Here is a 15,438-nt window from a genome sequence, read left to right on the forward strand (position 1 = left end):
ATCCGGGGCGACCGAGGCCAGCCCGCGACGCGACGCGCGGCCTTGAGAATGCGCACGCGTCCTGCATTCTGCTCCAGCAATCATGCGGCTCGCCAGCAAACTCACCTTGGCCCTCGTCCTCGTCATGTGCGCCGTGCTGAGCCTCTACGGCTACCTCTCGGTCCGGCGCGAACGGGCGCTGTTCGAGGCGGACGTGCGGCGCGACGAGCACCTCATCGGCATCGCGCTCCGCGCGGCGGTGACCGAGACATGGCGCCGGGACGGGATCGACGAGGCGCTCCGCGTGCTCCACGAGGCGAGCGAGCGCGAGGATGGGGTGCGCTTCCGCTGGGTGTGGCTCGACGCGCCGGCCGGCGATCGCTTCGCGCCAGCGCTGCCCGCCGAGGAGATCGCCGAGCTCTCCGGGGGCGCCGAGGTGTTCCGGATGCAGCGCGAGGGCGACAGGACCGGGCGCATCTACACGTACGCGCCGGTCGCCGTGGACCCGGCGCGCGTCGGGGCCATCGAGATCTCGGAGTCGCTCGAGGAGGAGGAGACGTACGTCCAGGCGAGCGTGGTCAACACGGTGACCACCATCATCGCCCTCGCGGCGCTGAGCGGGCTCCTGGCGATGACCTTCGGGCAGATCCTCGTCGGGCGCCCGACGCGACGGCTCGTCGACAAGACCCGGCGCATCGGGGAAGGCGACCTCGGCGGTCCGCTGCTCCTGCCGCAGCGCGACGAGCTCGGGCAGATCGCCCGCGAGATCAACGCGATGTGCGAACACCTGGCCGAGGCGCGCGAGCGCGCCGCCCGGGAGACGACCGCGCGCATCGCCGCGCTGGAGCAGCTCCGGCACGCCGATCGGCTCACCACCGTGGGCAAGCTCGCGTCGGGCATCGCGCACGAGCTCGGCACGCCGCTCAACGTGGTGGGAGGCCGCGCCAAGATGATCTTCCGCGGCCTGCCGCCGGAGGAAGCGGCGGACAGCGCCCGCATCATCGCGGAGCAGGCGGACCGGATGACGAAGATCATCCGGCACCTGCTCGATTTCGCGCGCCGCCGGGTGGCGCAGAAGGCGCCGGCCAATCTCGCGCAGATCGTGCGCCAGACGCTGGCCCTCCTGGAGCCCCTCGCCCGCAAGCGGAGCGTGACGCTCCGCCTCGACGAGGCGGATCTCGCCCCATCGCGCGCCGAGGCCGAGGTGGACGCCGGGCAGATGCAGCAGGTGCTCACGAACCTCGTCATGAACGGCATGCAGTCGATGAAGCGGGGCGGTGAGCTCACCGTCCGCGTCGAGCGCGCGCTCGCGCGCCCCCCGGCCGATCACGGCGGCGCCGAGGGCGAGCACATCGCCATCCGGGTGATCGACCGCGGCGACGGGATCGCGCCCGAGCACATCGCCCGCATCTTCGAGCCGTTCTTCACCACGAAGGACGTCGGCGAGGGCACCGGCCTCGGGCTGAGCGTCTCCTACGGCATCGTGCGCGAGCATGGGGGCTGGATCGACCTGGAGAGCGAGCGTGGCAAGGGCTCGACCTTCACGGTGCACCTCCCCCCGAGCGACCGGGGAGGCGCGGGCCCGGCGGCCGGGGACGAGGGCGCGCCCTCGCCGGGGCGGGGCGGGCCGGCCGGGGCGGCGGCCTAGCCGCGGCTGGCCGCAGGCGCGGCCCTGTACTACGGGATCCATCGAGGAAACATGGGAAGGCGAGCGCTGATCATCGACGACGACGAGGCCATGTGCGCGTGGCTCGCGGCGGACCTCCGCTCGCGGAGCGTCGAGGCGACCACGCAGACCTCACCGGCGGAGGCGCTCTCGCTGCTCGAGGAGGACGAGCGCTTCGACGTCCTCCTGACCGATCTGAACATGCGCGGCATGGACGGGATCGCTGTCTGCCGCCGGGCGGCCGAGATCCGGCCGGACCTGCCCGTGGTGGTGATCACCGCCTTCGGCAGCATCGAGACCGCGGTGGAGGCGATCCGCGCGGGCGCATACGACTACGTGACCAAGCCGGTCGACATCGAGGCGCTGGCGCTGGCGCTGGAGCGGGCGATCGCGCACCACACCCTCAAGGCCGAGGTGCGGCGGCTGCGCCGCGCCGTGGCCGGGCCCGGGGCGTCCCCGGACCTCATCGGCCGGAGCGGCGCGATGCGGCGGGTGCAGGACCTGATCGAGCGCATCGCCGACGCGGAGGCGACGGTGCTCATCACGGGCGAGAGCGGGACGGGCAAGGAGGTCGTCGCGCGGGCGCTGCACGAGCGGAGCCGCCGCAAGGGGGGGCCGTTCGTGGCGATCAACTGCGCGGCGGTGCCGGAGTCGCTGATCGAGAGCGAGCTCTTCGGGCACGTGCGGGGCGCGTTCACCGACGCGCGCGCGTCGCGCCCCGGGCTGTTCGTCGAGGCGAACGGCGGGACGCTGCTCCTCGACGAGATCGGGGAGCTGCCGCTCTCGGTGCAGCCGAAGCTGCTCCGCGCCCTGCAGGAGCGCCGGGTGCGGCCGGTGGGCGGGAACGCGGAGGTGCCCTTCGACGCGCGCATCGTGGCGGCGACGAACCGCGATCTGGACGCGGCCGTCGAGGAGCGCCGGTTCCGGGAGGACCTGTACTACCGGGTCAACGTGCTCCACGTGGAGCTGCCGCCGGTGCGGGCGCGGGGCAGCGACGTGCTGCTGCTCGCGCAGCGCTTCCTGGAGGACTTCGCCGCGCGCTCGGCCAAGGAGGTGGTGGGCCTGTCGCCGGCGGCGGCCGAGCGGCTGCTCGCGTACTCGTGGCCGGGCAACGTGCGGGAGATCCAGAACTGCATCGAGCGGGCGGTGGCGCTCACGCGGTACCAGGAGATCACGGTGGACGATCTGCCGGCGAAGATCCGGGAGCACCGGCCGTCGCACGTCCTCGTGGCGGCGGACGATCCGTCGGAGCTCGTGCCGCTGGAAGAGGTGGAGCGCCGGTACATCCTGCGGGTGCTCGAGGCGGCCGGCGGGAACAAGACGCTGGCGGCGCGGATCCTCGGGCTCGACCGGAAGACGCTGCACCGCAAGCTCGATCGGTGGGAGCCGCCCGCCGTGCCGGCGAAGGGCGGCTGAAGCGCGGAGGAATACCCCGGGCGAGGAAGGACGCCCCGGGCCGGGGGCGGCCGGCGAGGCCACCTCGACCAGGGCCACCTCAACCCGGGTCGGTTCGGGCGGGCGGGCGGCCGCCAGCGGCACGCTGCCTGCAATGGATGGAATGGTCAATGGCACGATATCTGCACAAGGAGCGGTCATAAGGAGACCCCGATGACCCCCCAGCAGCTCCGCGAACATGCCTGGTCCCCGAGTGTGACCCCCGAACCCCAGCCGAGCGTCCGCCTCGTCGCCGCGCCCGTCCGCGTGCTCCTGGCCGAGGACGACAGGGAGCTGCGGCTGCTGCTCGCCACCGCCCTCCGCCGCGACGGCTACGACGTCCTGGAGGCGCGCGACGCCAACCACGTCCTCGATCTGATGGGCGACGCGCTGGTCTCCGGCAACGGCGCCCCGGTCGACGTCGTGGTGAGCGACATCCGGATGCCGGGCAAGAGCGGCCTCGAGCTGCTCGCCGGGCTGCGCCGCGACGACTGGGCGACGCCCGTCGTCCTCATCACCGCGTTCGGCGACCCGGAGACCCACGCCGAGGCCTACCGCCTGGGCGCCGACGCGGTGCTCGACAAGCCGCTCGACATCGACGATCTGCGGATCATCGTCCACACCCTCACCTCGATCCGCAGCTGACGCGCCGCCCGGCCGCGCGCGCCCCCGTCGCCCCCACCGGCGCCGCGACGCCTCACCCCGGCTCCACCGGCAGCCGGCGCGGCTCCCCCTCGCGCGGAGCCTTCAGCCGCGCCCGACGCATCTTGTGCCACGCGAGGATCCCCGCATCCGCACGCACGAAGCGGCACGCGTCCAGGTCCGCGTCGCGCGGCTCCGACGACGCGAGCATCCGCTCGTCGCCCGGCTGGATCAGCCGGAACTCCATCAACATCCCGAGCCTCGCCAGGAGCCGCCCGATCACCGGGATCGGCAGGTAGTACCGCCCCACGATCGCCGTCCGCCCCGCGTCGATCGGCGCGCACCCCACCAGGCCCTCCACCACCTTCCCGAACGACAGGCGCAGCAGGCCCGGGAAGCGCACCTCCAGCTCGAACTTCAACCCCCGGCGGCCGTCCCACGGCTCCCCGTCGTCGTGGCGGAGCACCCCCACGGCGTGGATGACGTCGCCCTCCACGCGGACGTCGTAGGGATCGAGCAGCGCGCCGACGCCGGGCACCCAGGGCCGGTGCGCGAACGGCAGGTGGTGAACGTCGAGCATCCCCTCCATCGCGCGCGCGAACGGCACGTCCCAGTCCATCGACGCCGTGTGGGCGTGCCGCTCGTCGGCCGGCAGGCCCTCGAACCAGGGCACCGGCGGCAGCTCCGCCGGTCGCTCGCCCCAGAAGAGCCACACGAAGCCCCGCTGCTCGCGCACCTCGTAGCGGGTCAGCGCGAGCGCATCGGCCGCGGCGCGCGCGCTCGCCCCGCGCCCCTCGCACGGGATCGCCACGCAGCGCCCGTCCGAGGCGAACCGGAAGCCGTGGTACGGGCACTCGATCGTCCCGTCCACGACCCGCCCCAGGCCGAGATCCGCGCCGCGGTGCGGGCAGCGCGCCCGCGCCGCGACCAGGGCGCCGCGCTCGTCCCGGAACAGCACGAGGCGCGTCCCGAACCGCTCGACGGTGACCGGCCGCTTGCCCACCCGGGCCGCGTCCGCGATGATGTACCAGGCGCCCTCGACGAACCCGCCGCGCCCTTCCTCGATGCCGTCCCTTCGCATAGTGCTCCTCCGCTTGCCCGGAAGCCTGAGGCTCCCTCGGCGAGGGGGCAGTGACCGCGCGCGCCACAAGGGCTGACATGCGGCGCCAGGCCGCCCGGGCGCCGGCGCGCGCGCCGACGATCTGGGCCCGCACCGCCGCGCAGCTCGCGGACCACGCGGCGCAGCGCGGGGTGGATCGCGCCGCGCTGCTCGAGGCCGCGGGGCTCCCGGCCGCGGCGCTCGCCGATCCCGACGCCCGCGTGCCGCTCGCGGCGTTCTACGCGCTCGTCGAGGCGGCCGTGGCGGCCGCCGCCGATCCGCACCTCGGCCTCGACTTCGCGGGCCGCTTTCAGCCGGAGCACTTCGACGCCCTCGGCTTCCTCGCCATGAGCAGCCCCACCCTCGGCGAGGCCTTCCACCGGATGCTCCGCTACCAGCAGCTCTGGAACGAGGGCGAGCGCTACACCCTGGAGCTCCGCGGTCGCTGCGCGCACCTCACCTTCGCGCCGTTCGGGCCCGATCGGCCGGCCCACGGCCAGGTGGCGGAGATGTTCGCGTTCGACGTGCTCGTGAACGCCGGGCGCATGTGCGGCGACCCGATCCAGGCGGTCGCGGTGCGCTTTCGCCATGCGCCCGGCGGCGATCCGGAGGAGAAGGCGCGGCGGCTCGGCGCGCCGGTGCTGTTCGGGGCGCCGCAGACCGAGCTGGTCATGCCGGTCGAGGCGCTGGACCGGCCGCTGCCGCACGCGAACGAGGCGCTCGCCGCCTTCCTGGAGCGCCAGGTGCGCGTCCTCGCGGCGAGCCTGCCCGGCGCGGCGCCGCCCGCGCTGTCCGACCGCGTGCGGGCGCTCCTCGGCGAGCGGCTGCGCGAGGGGGCCGACCTGGGCGCGCTCGCGGCGCGCCTGCGGATGAGCCCGCGCACGCTCCAGCGCCGCCTCGGCGACGAGGGCACGTCGACCCACGCCCTGCTCGACGAGGTCCGGCGCGGCCGCGCGGCGGCGCTCCTGGAGACCGACATGGCGATCGGCGAGGTGGCCTACCTGCTCGGCTACTCGGAGCCGAGCGCGTTCCACCGGGCGTTCCGGCGCTGGACCGGCGTGACGCCGGAGGCGTTCCGCGTCCGCGCCAGGGGAGCTGGGCCGCGGTGACAGGTGCCGAGGAGGAGCCGAGCGCCGTCGCGAGCCGCAGGACGCGAGGGCCTGCGCGCGAAGGCGGACGAACGGCGACGGCCGAGGCGAGCGCGCGCGGCGCCCGGCCTCGGCCGGCTTCCGGAGCTCATGCTCGCCCGGCCGCGGCCCGCGCCGCCGCCGGGCGCGCGTTCACGGGCCCCCGGGGGCGATCTCGAGCTTGCCCATCACGTTGGCGCTCGCCGTGAGGCTCGCCTCGATGTTCTCGACCGCCTGCGTGATCGCGTTGGTGGCCGGGATGATGCACGCCCCCGCCTTCACGCTGCCCGTTGCATCGAGGTTGGGCGCGATCGTGACCACCGCCTCGGCGCTGTTGAGAAGCAGCTGGCCACGCGCCTGGGCCGCGACCAGGAGCCGCGGCAGGTTCGTCTTGAGCGTCGCGATCACCACCTCGGCGTCGGTCCCGCCCTCGATGTTGACCGCGGGCTCCTTGCAGCTCGCCTTCGCGCTCGCGCTCGCCTTGCAGGAGCCGTCGCACTCCGCGGTCCCCGTGCACTCGGCCTTCGGCTCGCTGAGCTCGGCCCTGCACTTCGGCGCCTTGAAATCGACGTCGCACTTGCCCGAGCAATCGGCGTTGCACTGCACGTCCACACCGGCATCGAACGAGCACGAGCCGCGGCACTGGCCCGTGCAGGTGCCCTTGCACTCCCCGCGGCAGTCGCCGCCGGCGGTCGTCGCGGCGCAGTCGCCCTCGCACGTCCCCTCGCACGTGCCCTCGCACGTGCCCTCGCAGTTGACGGCCAGGTTGGCCGAGCCCTCGCACGAGCCCTCGCACGAGCCCTCGCAACGCCCCGAGAGCTCGCCAGGCTCACAGCGCGCGACGATCTCCCCCGGCGTCAGCTGGCACTCGACGTTGGCGCTGCACTTCGCCTCGCAGTTCGCCTGCACGCTCGCGTCGACCGTGCAGCTCGGCGGCTGGAAGGAGATCGACAGATCGGCCGTCGTGTCCCCGAGCGCGTCGATGGCGAGCTCACACCACTGCGTCGCCCGCTCGCTCGGCTTCGTCGCCGTGATCGTCGCCGCGTCCTCGCCGAGATCCAGCGCGATCGCCTGACAGGCGCTTGTGACGTCGGCCACGATGGCGCCCGCGGCCCCGGTGAAGTCGGACACGGACTGCATGAAGGCACCATAATCGAGCTCGGCTCGTGCATCGAGCCCCCACTCCACCGCGGTGAGATCGGCGCCCGGCGTGAAATCGCGACAGCAGAGGTCATTCTGCAGCTCCGCGGCCTTGTCACACCCCATGAGCGGAACGAGCGAGAGCCCCGCCAGCACCAGAGGGAATGTCGCGATTCGCCACGTCACACGGATATCCATCAGGAAACTCCTTGGTTCTTTGTCGGGAGCGCGTCCGGTGCCCGATCGCCGCGAGAGCGGCAAACCCCCCATGGGGGCAGCCGCTCACCTTCGCGCTCGGGCGGCAGCCGCCTCCGGAGCAGGGCGACAATAATTCATAGACCGACCCGGATGACAAGGACCATCCTGCGGAATCGTCGCCGCTCTCGACGTGCCCCTAGCGCGAAGCCCGTCAGCGAGCCAGCAATGCATGACGAGATCTGTTGATGTGCGTCTCGGCGCGGGTAAAATGCCCGGATGCGGCCGTCCAGGGATGCTCTCGACGCGGCATGACACGGCACGTCGTGTTTTCACATAGCCATCATCGAATAGCCGTTGCAGAGCTCGGTCGAGCCGTAGGACAATGGCCCCGTGATGACGCTCGGCCCACAGGTCCCCCGGCTCTCGCGGCTCTCTCTCGTGCTCGCCCTGACGGCCGCGTGCAGCGGCTCGTCCGACGACGAGGGCACGGTGGGCCAGGCCGCCGGCGAGCCGCCCGGGATGGCCGGGATCACGGCGGTCCACAACAGGGCGCGCGCCGCGGTCGACCCGCCCGCCGACCCGCCGATCCCCCCGCTCACGTGGTCGCCCGAGATCGCCGCGGCGGCCCAGGCCTACGCCGATGGGTGCGTGTTCGGCCACAGCAAGACCGGCTACGGAGAGAACCTCTACGCCACGAGCGGCTCCGCGACCACGCCGGAGGACGTCGTCGCCGCGTGGGTCGACGAGGCGGCCAACTACGACCTTGCGAGCAACGCCTGCAGCTCCACCTGCGGCCATTACACTCAGGTGGTCTGGGCCGACTCCCTGCGGCTCGGCTGCGGGGTCGCCGATTGCACGGACGGCTCGCCGTTCGGCGGCGGGTCCTGGCAGCTCTGGGTGTGCAACTACGATCCTCCCGGGAATTTCAACCAACAGCCCCCCTACTGAGCCGAGCGCGGGCGCCGCGCGCCGTCCTCGCACCCCACGTCGCGTCATCGCCGCCCCTCGCCCGCTCTGGTATCGCAGCGGCGATGGACTTCGGATGGACCCCGGCCCAGCGCGCCGTCCACGACCGCATGCGCGCCCTCGGCGCCGAGGCCGACGCCGCGGCCCCGGACGACCGCATGCGCGTCCTCGCCCGGGGGGGCGCCCTCGGCCTGCCGATCGCCCGCGATCTCGGCGGCGAGGGCCTCGACCTCGTCACGACGGCGCTCGCCTACGAGGGCCTCGGCGCGGCGCTGCGCGACGGCGGCGTCCTGCTCGCCGCGGGGGCGCACCTCTTCGGCGTGGCGCTCCTGCTCGCCCGGGTGGGCACGCCCGCGCAGCAGCGCGCCTGGCTGCCGCGGATGGCGACCGGCGACTGCATGGCGACGGTCGCGGCCACCGAGGCCGGCGCCGGCTCGGACGTCGCGTCGGTGCAGGCCACCGCCGACCGCGCCGCCTCCGGCTACCGGCTCACCGGCGAGAAGCGGTACGTGACCTGGGCCGACCGGGCCGACGTGTACCTCGCGATCGCGCGCGACGGCGGCGAGGGCCGCGCCGGGGGGGCGCCGGCGCGCGGCCTCACGGCGCTGCTCGTCCCCCGCGCCGGCGCGGGCGGGGCGGACGCGGAGGGCGCTCGCGCCGGCGCGGCGGGGGCCGACGCGGCGCGCATCCGCCCGGGCGCCCCGCTGGCGACCGCGGGCCTCCGCGGCGCGCGGCTCGCGCCCGTCTCGTTCTCCGGCTGCGAGGTCGGCCCCGACGCGCTCCTCGGCCGCGCCGGCGCCGGCCTCGCCGTCTTCCAGATCGCGATGACCTACGAGCGCGCGCTGATCCTCGCCTTCCGCCTCGGCGCCATGGAGCGCGCCCTCGGCGAGGCCGTCCGCTTTGCCCGGGAGCGCGCGATCGGCGGCCAGGCGATCGCGCGCCACCAGGCCGTCGCGCACCGCCTCGCGCAGATGAAGCTGCGGCTGGAGACCTCGCGGCTGCTCGTCTACCGCGCCGCCTGGGAGCTCGACACGGGCCACCGCGGCCAGGCCGAGGCCGCGCTGGCCAAGTGGCACACGGCGGACTCGGCCGTGCAGTTCGCGCTGGACGATCTCCAGCTCCGCGGCGGCGCCGGCTACCTCGAGGAGAGCGGCCTCCCCTCCGCCGTGGACGACGCGCTCGGCGGCAGCATCCATTCGGGGACGTCCGACGTGCTCGCCACGATCGTCGCGCGGTGGCTCGGCGCCTAGCGCCGCCCGCTGGATTCCGGCCACGATGCCCGGACCCCTGCGCCGCGCTCCGGCGGCTTCGCGCGCCCGGCACTAGCCAACCCCCCAGGACGCCTTTACCAAGGAAGGGCTGCGCGGCCCGGCCGAGGGTAGCCGGCGCCGCGCCCCGTCCGTCGGCCCCTCACGCCCAACCAGGAACGATCATGACCGAAGCGACCGACAATCCCCTGCTCTCTCTCGGCTTCGAGATCCCGTTCGATCGCATCCGGAGCGAGCACGTCGAGCCCGCGGTGCGCGCGCTGCTCGACGACGCCCGCGCCCGGCTGGAGGCCCTCATCGCGACGCCCGGCCCCCGCACCTACGACAGCACCCTCGCCGCGCTCGAGGCCGTCACCGATCGGCTCGACCGCGCCATGAACGTCGTCTCGCACCTCGAATCGACGTCGACCACGCCCGAGCTGCGCGCCGCCTACAACGCCGTCCAGCCGGAGGTCAGCGAGTTCCTGAGCGGCATTGCCTTGAACGAGGGCGTCTACGGCGCGCTCAAGGCGTTCGCGGCCACGCCCGAGGCCGCGGCGCTGACCGGCCCGCGGCGCCGCTTCTTCAAGAAGACCCTCGACGATTTCCGCCGGAGCGGCGCCGAGCTCGACCCTCCGGGCAAGAAGCGCCTGTCCGAGATCGACGTCGAGCTCGCGACGCTCACCCTGCGCTTCTCGCAGAACGTGCTCGACGCGACGAACGCCTTCGAGTTCGTTGTCGAGGACCCTGCCCGCCTCGCCGGCCTGCCGCCGAGCGCGGTCGAGGCCGCCCGCCAGAGCGCGCAGGACAAGGGCGTCAAGGGCTACCGCTTCACGCTCCAGGCGCCGAGCTACATCCCGGTCCTCACGCACCTCGACGACGCCTCGATCCGCGAGCGCTTCTACCGCGCCTTCAACACGCGGGCGACCGAGGGCGACCACGACAACCGCCCGCTCCTCCGCCGCATCCTCGAGCTCCGCCGCGAGAAGGCGGCGCTGCTCGGCTACGCGACCTTCGCCGATCTCGTGCTCGAGGATCGCATGGCCAAGACGGGCGCCGAGGCGCGCCGCTTCGTCGCGACGCTGCGGGAGCGCACCGAGCCGGTCTTCGCCCGCGAGAAGGAGGAGCTCGCCGCCTTCCGCCGCGAGATCGAGGGCCCTTTCGCGCCGCCGCTCTCGCCGTGGGACGTCGCCTACTACGCCGAGAAGCTGCGCCGCGCCCGCTACGACTTCGACGACGAGGCGCTCCGCCCCTATTTCCCGCTGGATCGCGTCGTCTCCGGCCTGTTCGAGGTCGCCCACCGCCTCTACGGCGTGCGCATCACGCCCTGGCAGGACGCCCCCACGTGGCACCCGAGCGTCCGCGCCTACAGGCTCCTCGAGGCGGACGGCGCCCAGAGCGCCGCCTTCTACCTCGACTTCGCGCCGCGCGAGCAGAAGCGCGACGGCGCCTGGATGCACGGGCTCGTCACGGGCGCGCCGAGCGAGGGCGGGGGCGCGGCCGGCGAGGACGCGCGGCACCTCGAGATCCTGGCGGGCAGCTTCACCCCGCCGGTCGGCGGCCGCCCCGCGCTGCTCAACCACCGCGAGGTCGAGACGCTGTTCCACGAGTTCGGGCACATGATGCACCACGCCTCGAGCCGGGTGCCGATCCGGAGCCTCGCCGGCACCAACGTCGCCTGGGACTTCGTCGAGCTCCCCTCGCAGATCATGGAGAACTGGTGCTGGGAGCGCGAGGCGCTCGATCTCTTCGCGCGCCACCACGAGACGGGCGCGCCGGTCCCGGACGACCTGCTCCAGCGGATGCGCGCCGCCCGCACGTTCCGCGCCGGCGCCACGACGATGCGGCAGCTCGGCTTCGCCGAGATCGACCTCGCGCTGCACATGGACTGGGCCCCCGAGCGCGGCGATGTCGTCGAGTTCGCGCGCGAGGTCCTCGCGCGCTACTCGCCCGTCCCGCTGCCCGAGGGCTACGCCATGATCGCCGGCTTCTCGCACCTCTTCTCGAGCCCGGTGGGCTACGCCGCCGGCTACTACTCCTACAAGTGGGCCGAGGTGCTGGACGCCGACGCCTTCTCCCGCTTCCAGGAGGAGGGCCTGTTCAGCCGGAAGGTGGGCGACGCGTTCCGGAGCCAGATCCTCGCGCTCGGCGACACGCAGGACCCGATGGATCTCTACAGGAGCTTCCGCGGCCGCGAGCCCACCCTCGACGCCCTGCTCCAGCGCAGCGGCCTCGCCTGAGCCCGCTGGGCGGCGCCCCCCTCCGAGCAATCACTTCATCGAGAAGTTGCAAGCCGACAGCGACGCCGCCGCCACGGTCTGGGTCATCGCCCAGTTGTTGAGCGACCGGATCTGCGCCTGCTCGGTCCTGAACGCGTACCCGTTCGCGAGCTGCACCTCGGTGCCGTTCCGCGGCCGGATGAACACCGAGTACCGCCGCGACGACGTCTCGACCACCATCCGGACCGTGTACGTCGTCCCGGCCGAGTACGGGAACACCGTCGTCGCCTGGTAGCGCGAGCCGTTCCGCACCCGGACGTTGCCCTGCTCGTCGAAGATCACGCTCGCCGCGAGCTCGGTCCACGCATCCGCCGCGCCGCTCGACAGCCCGACCACGCCGTCGATCTTCGACGCGCTCGGCGTCACGTCCCAGGTCGCCGTGAAGGTGCCCCACTGCGTCGTCAGCGGCGTATTCACCCACTCGCCGGCGTCCACGCTCGGGCACGACGGCGCCGGTGTCGTCGGCTGCGTCGGCTCCGTCGGCTCCGTCGGCGCCGGCTGGGTCGGCGTCTGCGTCGTCCCCGAGCCGTACTCGAAGGCGCCGATGTCGATCGCGCCCACCGAGGTCCGCCGCAGCGCGCCGCCGACGGCCGCGATCGCCCCCTTCGGCGGGTGGAAGAGCGGCAGCGCCAGCGGCGACGGGAACGCGCGCCCCGAGATCCCCGACGTCTGGCTCACGCCGGCGTTGCGGAGCGGGCTCGACGCCAGCAGCGACACGTCGCGGTTGGCGATGCTCGTGAAGCCCGGATCGCTCACGATCCGCGTCCCCGTGAAGCCGGAAGGCACGGTCGTGCCCGTGGGCACGGCGTTGTTGACGCCCTTGATGAGCGGGCTGCCGGTCTTCCATCTCGCGTCGTCGCGGAAGACCTGGACGCTCCCGCCCCCGACGCGGTGAAAGACGTTGTTGTGCAGCTCGATGCTCTCGATGCCATCGAACAGGTGGATCGCCGCGCTCGACCCCGCCATCAGCAGGAACGTGTTGTTCACGAACCGGTACCGCCCGTTCGTGTCGCCCGTGCCGTCGCCGCCGACGCGCACCACGTACTGCGTGTGCGTCTTGCGGAAGACGTTGCCGACAACGTCGGAGTCCTCCCGCGCGAGCCCCGGATCCTGCCCGTCAGGGCCGATGAGCTCGAGGTCCTTGTAGAGCCCGCCCTCGATCCAGTTATAGTAGATCTCGTTCCGCTCCGCGCGGGACTTCACCGCATTGCCGCCGTTTGCATCATGGACATAGCTGTGCTGCATCCGGAACACGGCGCCCGGATAAGCGGTCTCGTCCGTGGCCATGTAGATCGGGTGCTTCTGCGTCCCCTGCCCGCACTTGTAGACCTCCACGTACTCCAGGGTCAGCGAGCCCGAGTCGCCGTCGGCGCCGAGGATGCCGTGCGCGGGGCAATCGTGGACCACGGTGTCACGAATGGTGACATCGTGACCATGGTGAAAAATGCACCTCGACGTGCCACCGGTCACATCGAACCCCTCGATCACGACGTGGTTCGCATTGAGCTCGATGGTGTTGGTGCCGCCCTTGAGGACGGGGCGCTTCCCGGAGACGCGCTTGCCGCGGATGGTGATCTTCGCGGTGGGCGTGCCCCACTTCGTGATCCTGATGTTGCCCGAGTACGTCGCGTTGCCGTCGACCTCCACCACGTCGCCCGGCTTCAGCCGGCCCGCGACGTCGCCGATGGTCTTGTAAGTCCGCGTCGGGCCGACTTGATACGTCGTGCCGGCGGCCTGCTCCTCCGCGTCCAGCTCCTCCGCGGTCACGTCCTCGTCGAGCGGCGCGCAGCCGGAGCCGACGATCGACATCGCCACAAGCGAGGCGATGAACTTACCGGCAGCGAACGACCGCGACCCAAAGCCCTGAGAAATCGAATGCATGGCTTTTTCTCCCCCGGCGTCGTCGAACCCCTGTGGTGAACAGGACCGTAACGGGCGAAGGCCACAGGGGGCAGTAAGCTAGCCTCCCACTGTCGGCCTTCGCGCCGCGAACCATCGGTGCAGACCATTCAGCACCAGAGGGGCGGATACCGGCGCTCTCGTGAGATCACTTATTCCCGGATTGCCGCGAAGGGTCAAGACGAAATGCTTTCGAAACCCAAACCAGCGATCAATTAGGTCGCACACCCGAGCTGTTTTTCACATCAAGGTTGCAAAATTCGATGCAAAACTGCAATGCGCAGTTCGTCCGCTGATGTGAGGAATGTGTAGCGAAGTGGTCGCTCGCCCGCTCCATCAAGGGCGAAATCCCGCTGAAATGTAGGTCAACGCCCAATACAACCGGGTTCTCCACGCCATTCACTGACCTTCACCTACGTTGCCCCCCGCGCTCTCGAGCTCGGAGGCGGCGTCCACGCCCCGTCGAGGCGAGTTTCTTCCCGGAAAGACGCTGCGTTCAGGAGCAGGAACTCGCGCTGTCGGCCTCGGCGATCTCGCCGCGTGTGCGCGGGGAGCAGCACCATTCACGCTTCGAGCCGCTGCCGCGGAACGTCGAGCGCGCGCCGCGGTAACACGGGCGCCGGGCGCTCTTCCGCGGCGACGAGCGCTCGCCCACGCGCTCGTCGCCGCGCGCGCGACTGAGCCGCTCTCATGTCCGATTCGGCAGCTTGTTGCGGCGGCGCCCCGACCCCGAGGAACGAGGAGCCGCTCAGGAAGGAATACTGGGAAGGACGAATCGACTCGGAAGGAGGCTTCGTCTTCTTTCGTGGATTCCCGGCTTCCTCCGGGATCCACGGGATCCGGCGCACCGAGCGGCGCCCGGCGGCGCGCTCAGCGCCTGCCCTTGAAGCCCATCATCTGCTGCACCACCGCCTCGCTCTCCTCGGCGATCGCGCCCTCCTGGGCGGCGCGATCGGCGCAGTCCTCACAGACCTTCTTCTTCTTGGTTCCGACCTTGATCGTCTTGAGCTCGTCGACCTCGCTGTTGCACTCGCGGCACGTGGGCATCGCCGGCCTTCCTTTCGCCGCGCCAGCATATCGCACCCGCGCCGGGATCGCGCACCCGCGCTGCGAGCCGCCAGCGGGGCCCGCCCGCCCGATGTTTGGCCCGGGCGTGCCGCGCGGCCTAGGCTTGGCGCCCCCACGAGGACCCCAAGGAGGAACCCCATGGATCGTAGGCAGGGCGCGCGTGCGCAGGTCGACTTCCCCGTCTCGGCGCTCGTCGACGGCCACAGGCACCGGTGCCGCGCGATCGATCTCTCCCCCACGGGCATGATCGTCGAGCGCGCGCCCGCGCTCGCGGGCCGGGCGCTGCCGGCGCTCACCCCGTTCGAGCTCGATATCGGGGCCGGGCGCCCCATCCGGCTGCGCGCCCGCCCGGTCTGGGACCGCGACAACCTGCTCGCCGTCCGCTTCGTGGTCATGAGCGACGCCGACCGGCTCACGATCGCCGAGCACCTCGACGACAGAGCCCGGCGCCGCGAGCCACTCCATTAGAGATGGCCGCCCCCGACGCAATGCGCGCCTGCAAGGGTGAAATCGCAGGAGTGCAACCCCCGGAGGATTCGCCCGGGACATCTATGCGAACTTGCAGGGAATTTTGATCTTCTCGCGGTGGCACGCGAGCTGCTAATCCAGAGGGCAGCGTTGCTGGTGCGGCCCCTCCCCCCCCGGGCCCCGGCGACGCTTTTTCTTTTTGTCGCTCGCCGGATCCGCGGGCCGT

Annotated in this window: 12 protein-coding genes and 1 pseudogene; 9 read left to right on the plus strand and 4 right to left on the minus strand. The window is 72.4% G+C overall.

All coding sequences use genetic code 11. From position 1 onward, the window contains the following. Positions 1 to 106: 106 nt before the first annotated feature. From WMF17_RS35850 to WMF17_RS35860, 3 genes are all read left to right on the plus strand, one after another. Positions 107 to 1,627 carry a sensor histidine kinase gene (locus WMF17_RS35850; RefSeq protein WP_437645521.1) on the plus strand — a complete coding sequence of 507 codons (1,521 nt, stop codon included), beginning with the start codon at positions 107 to 109 and terminating at the stop codon, positions 1,625 to 1,627. 51 nt (positions 1,628 to 1,678) lie between these two features. Further along, the gene (locus tag WMF17_RS35855; protein WP_437645523.1) at positions 1,679 to 3,061 is read left to right on the plus strand and encodes a sigma-54-dependent transcriptional regulator; all 1,383 of its coding nucleotides are present in this window, start codon (positions 1,679 to 1,681) and stop codon (positions 3,059 to 3,061) included. A gap of 192 nt (positions 3,062 to 3,253) precedes the next feature. After that, the gene (locus tag WMF17_RS35860; RefSeq protein WP_437597866.1) at positions 3,254 to 3,724 is read left to right on the plus strand and encodes a response regulator; all 471 of its coding nucleotides are present in this window, start codon (positions 3,254 to 3,256) and stop codon (positions 3,722 to 3,724) included. Between the two features lie 52 nt (positions 3,725 to 3,776). Here the strand turns inward: WMF17_RS35860 and WMF17_RS35865 are convergent, their stop codons facing one another. After that, positions 3,777 to 4,802: a Rieske 2Fe-2S domain-containing protein gene (locus tag WMF17_RS35865; protein WP_437645525.1), complete on the minus strand. Its 1,026-nt coding sequence runs from the start codon at positions 4,800 to 4,802 to the stop codon at positions 3,777 to 3,779. 77 nt (positions 4,803 to 4,879) lie between these two features. On the opposite strand from WMF17_RS35865, the gene WMF17_RS35870 reads away from it, so the two are divergent. After that, positions 4,880 to 5,929, plus strand: coding sequence for an AraC family transcriptional regulator ligand-binding domain-containing protein (locus WMF17_RS35870; protein WP_437645527.1), 1,050 nt, complete (start codon positions 4,880 to 4,882; stop codon positions 5,927 to 5,929). Between the two features lie 171 nt (positions 5,930 to 6,100). Here the strand turns inward: WMF17_RS35870 and WMF17_RS35875 are convergent, their stop codons facing one another. Further along, positions 6,101 to 7,285: a hypothetical protein gene (locus tag WMF17_RS35875; protein WP_437597869.1), complete on the minus strand. Its 1,185-nt coding sequence runs from the start codon at positions 7,283 to 7,285 to the stop codon at positions 6,101 to 6,103. Positions 7,286 to 7,678: 393 nt separating this feature from the next. On the opposite strand from WMF17_RS35875, the gene WMF17_RS35880 reads away from it, so the two are divergent. The 3 genes from WMF17_RS35880 to WMF17_RS35890 all read left to right on the plus strand — a co-directional run bounded on the left by WMF17_RS35880 (position 7,679) and on the right by WMF17_RS35890 (position 11,738). Beyond that, positions 7,679 to 8,233, plus strand: coding sequence for a CAP domain-containing protein (locus WMF17_RS35880; protein WP_437604337.1), 555 nt, complete (start codon positions 7,679 to 7,681; stop codon positions 8,231 to 8,233). An 83-nt stretch (positions 8,234 to 8,316) separates the two neighbouring features. Further along, positions 8,317 to 9,501, plus strand: a complete 1,185-nt coding sequence (locus WMF17_RS35885) for an acyl-CoA dehydrogenase family protein (protein ID WP_437645529.1) — start codon at positions 8,317 to 8,319, stop codon at positions 9,499 to 9,501. Positions 9,502 to 9,683: 182 nt separating this feature from the next. Next, the gene (locus WMF17_RS35890) at positions 9,684 to 11,738 is read left to right on the plus strand and encodes a M3 family metallopeptidase (RefSeq protein ID WP_437597871.1); all 2,055 of its coding nucleotides are present in this window, start codon (positions 9,684 to 9,686) and stop codon (positions 11,736 to 11,738) included. Positions 11,739 to 11,768: 30 nt separating this feature from the next. Here the strand turns inward: WMF17_RS35890 and WMF17_RS35895 are convergent, their stop codons facing one another. Further along, the gene (locus tag WMF17_RS35895; protein ID WP_437645530.1) at positions 11,769 to 13,658 is read right to left on the minus strand and encodes a right-handed parallel beta-helix repeat-containing protein; all 1,890 of its coding nucleotides are present in this window, start codon (positions 13,656 to 13,658) and stop codon (positions 11,769 to 11,771) included. Positions 13,659 to 14,299: 641 nt separating this feature from the next. Here WMF17_RS35895 and WMF17_RS35900 point away from each other — a divergent pair. Continuing rightward, positions 14,300 to 14,404: pseudogene (locus tag WMF17_RS35900) on the plus strand (protein adenylyltransferase SelO family protein); the annotation flags it as partial. 142 nt (positions 14,405 to 14,546) lie between these two features. Here the strand turns inward: WMF17_RS35900 and WMF17_RS35905 are convergent. After that, positions 14,547 to 14,723, minus strand: coding sequence for a hypothetical protein (locus WMF17_RS35905; protein ID WP_437495098.1), 177 nt, complete (start codon positions 14,721 to 14,723; stop codon positions 14,547 to 14,549). Between the two features lie 159 nt (positions 14,724 to 14,882). On the opposite strand from WMF17_RS35905, the gene WMF17_RS35910 reads away from it, so the two are divergent. Next, positions 14,883 to 15,212: a PilZ domain-containing protein gene (locus WMF17_RS35910; RefSeq protein WP_437480723.1), complete on the plus strand. Its 330-nt coding sequence runs from the start codon at positions 14,883 to 14,885 to the stop codon at positions 15,210 to 15,212. Positions 15,213 to 15,438 lie beyond the last annotated feature (226 nt).

Origin of the sequence: Sorangium sp. So ce362 (assembly GCF_051519845.1) — a bacterium.
Taxonomy (GTDB): domain Bacteria; phylum Myxococcota_A; class Polyangia; order Polyangiales; family Polyangiaceae; genus Sorangium.

Coding starts and splice junctions, on each gene's coding strand:
- WMF17_RS35860 (WP_437597866.1), top strand. CDS start 3,254: ATGACCCCCCAGCAGCTCCGCGAACATGCCTGGTCCCCGAGTGTGACC.
- WMF17_RS35865 (WP_437645525.1), bottom strand. CDS start 4,802: ATGCGAAGGGACGGCATCGAGGAAGGGCGCGGCGGGTTCGTCGAGGGC.
- WMF17_RS35880 (WP_437604337.1), top strand. CDS start 7,679: ATGACGCTCGGCCCACAGGTCCCCCGGCTCTCGCGGCTCTCTCTCGTG.
- WMF17_RS35905 (WP_437495098.1), bottom strand. CDS start 14,723: ATGCCCACGTGCCGCGAGTGCAACAGCGAGGTCGACGAGCTCAAGACG.
- WMF17_RS35870 (WP_437645527.1), top strand. CDS start 4,880: ATGCGGCGCCAGGCCGCCCGGGCGCCGGCGCGCGCGCCGACGATCTGG.
- WMF17_RS35885 (WP_437645529.1), top strand. CDS start 8,317: ATGGACTTCGGATGGACCCCGGCCCAGCGCGCCGTCCACGACCGCATG.
- WMF17_RS35910 (WP_437480723.1), top strand. CDS start 14,883: ATGGATCGTAGGCAGGGCGCGCGTGCGCAGGTCGACTTCCCCGTCTCG.
- WMF17_RS35855 (WP_437645523.1), top strand. CDS start 1,679: ATGGGAAGGCGAGCGCTGATCATCGACGACGACGAGGCCATGTGCGCG.
- WMF17_RS35890 (WP_437597871.1), top strand. CDS start 9,684: ATGACCGAAGCGACCGACAATCCCCTGCTCTCTCTCGGCTTCGAGATC.
- WMF17_RS35875 (WP_437597869.1), bottom strand. CDS start 7,285: ATGGATATCCGTGTGACGTGGCGAATCGCGACATTCCCTCTGGTGCTG.
- WMF17_RS35895 (WP_437645530.1), bottom strand. CDS start 13,658: ATGCATTCGATTTCTCAGGGCTTTGGGTCGCGGTCGTTCGCTGCCGGT.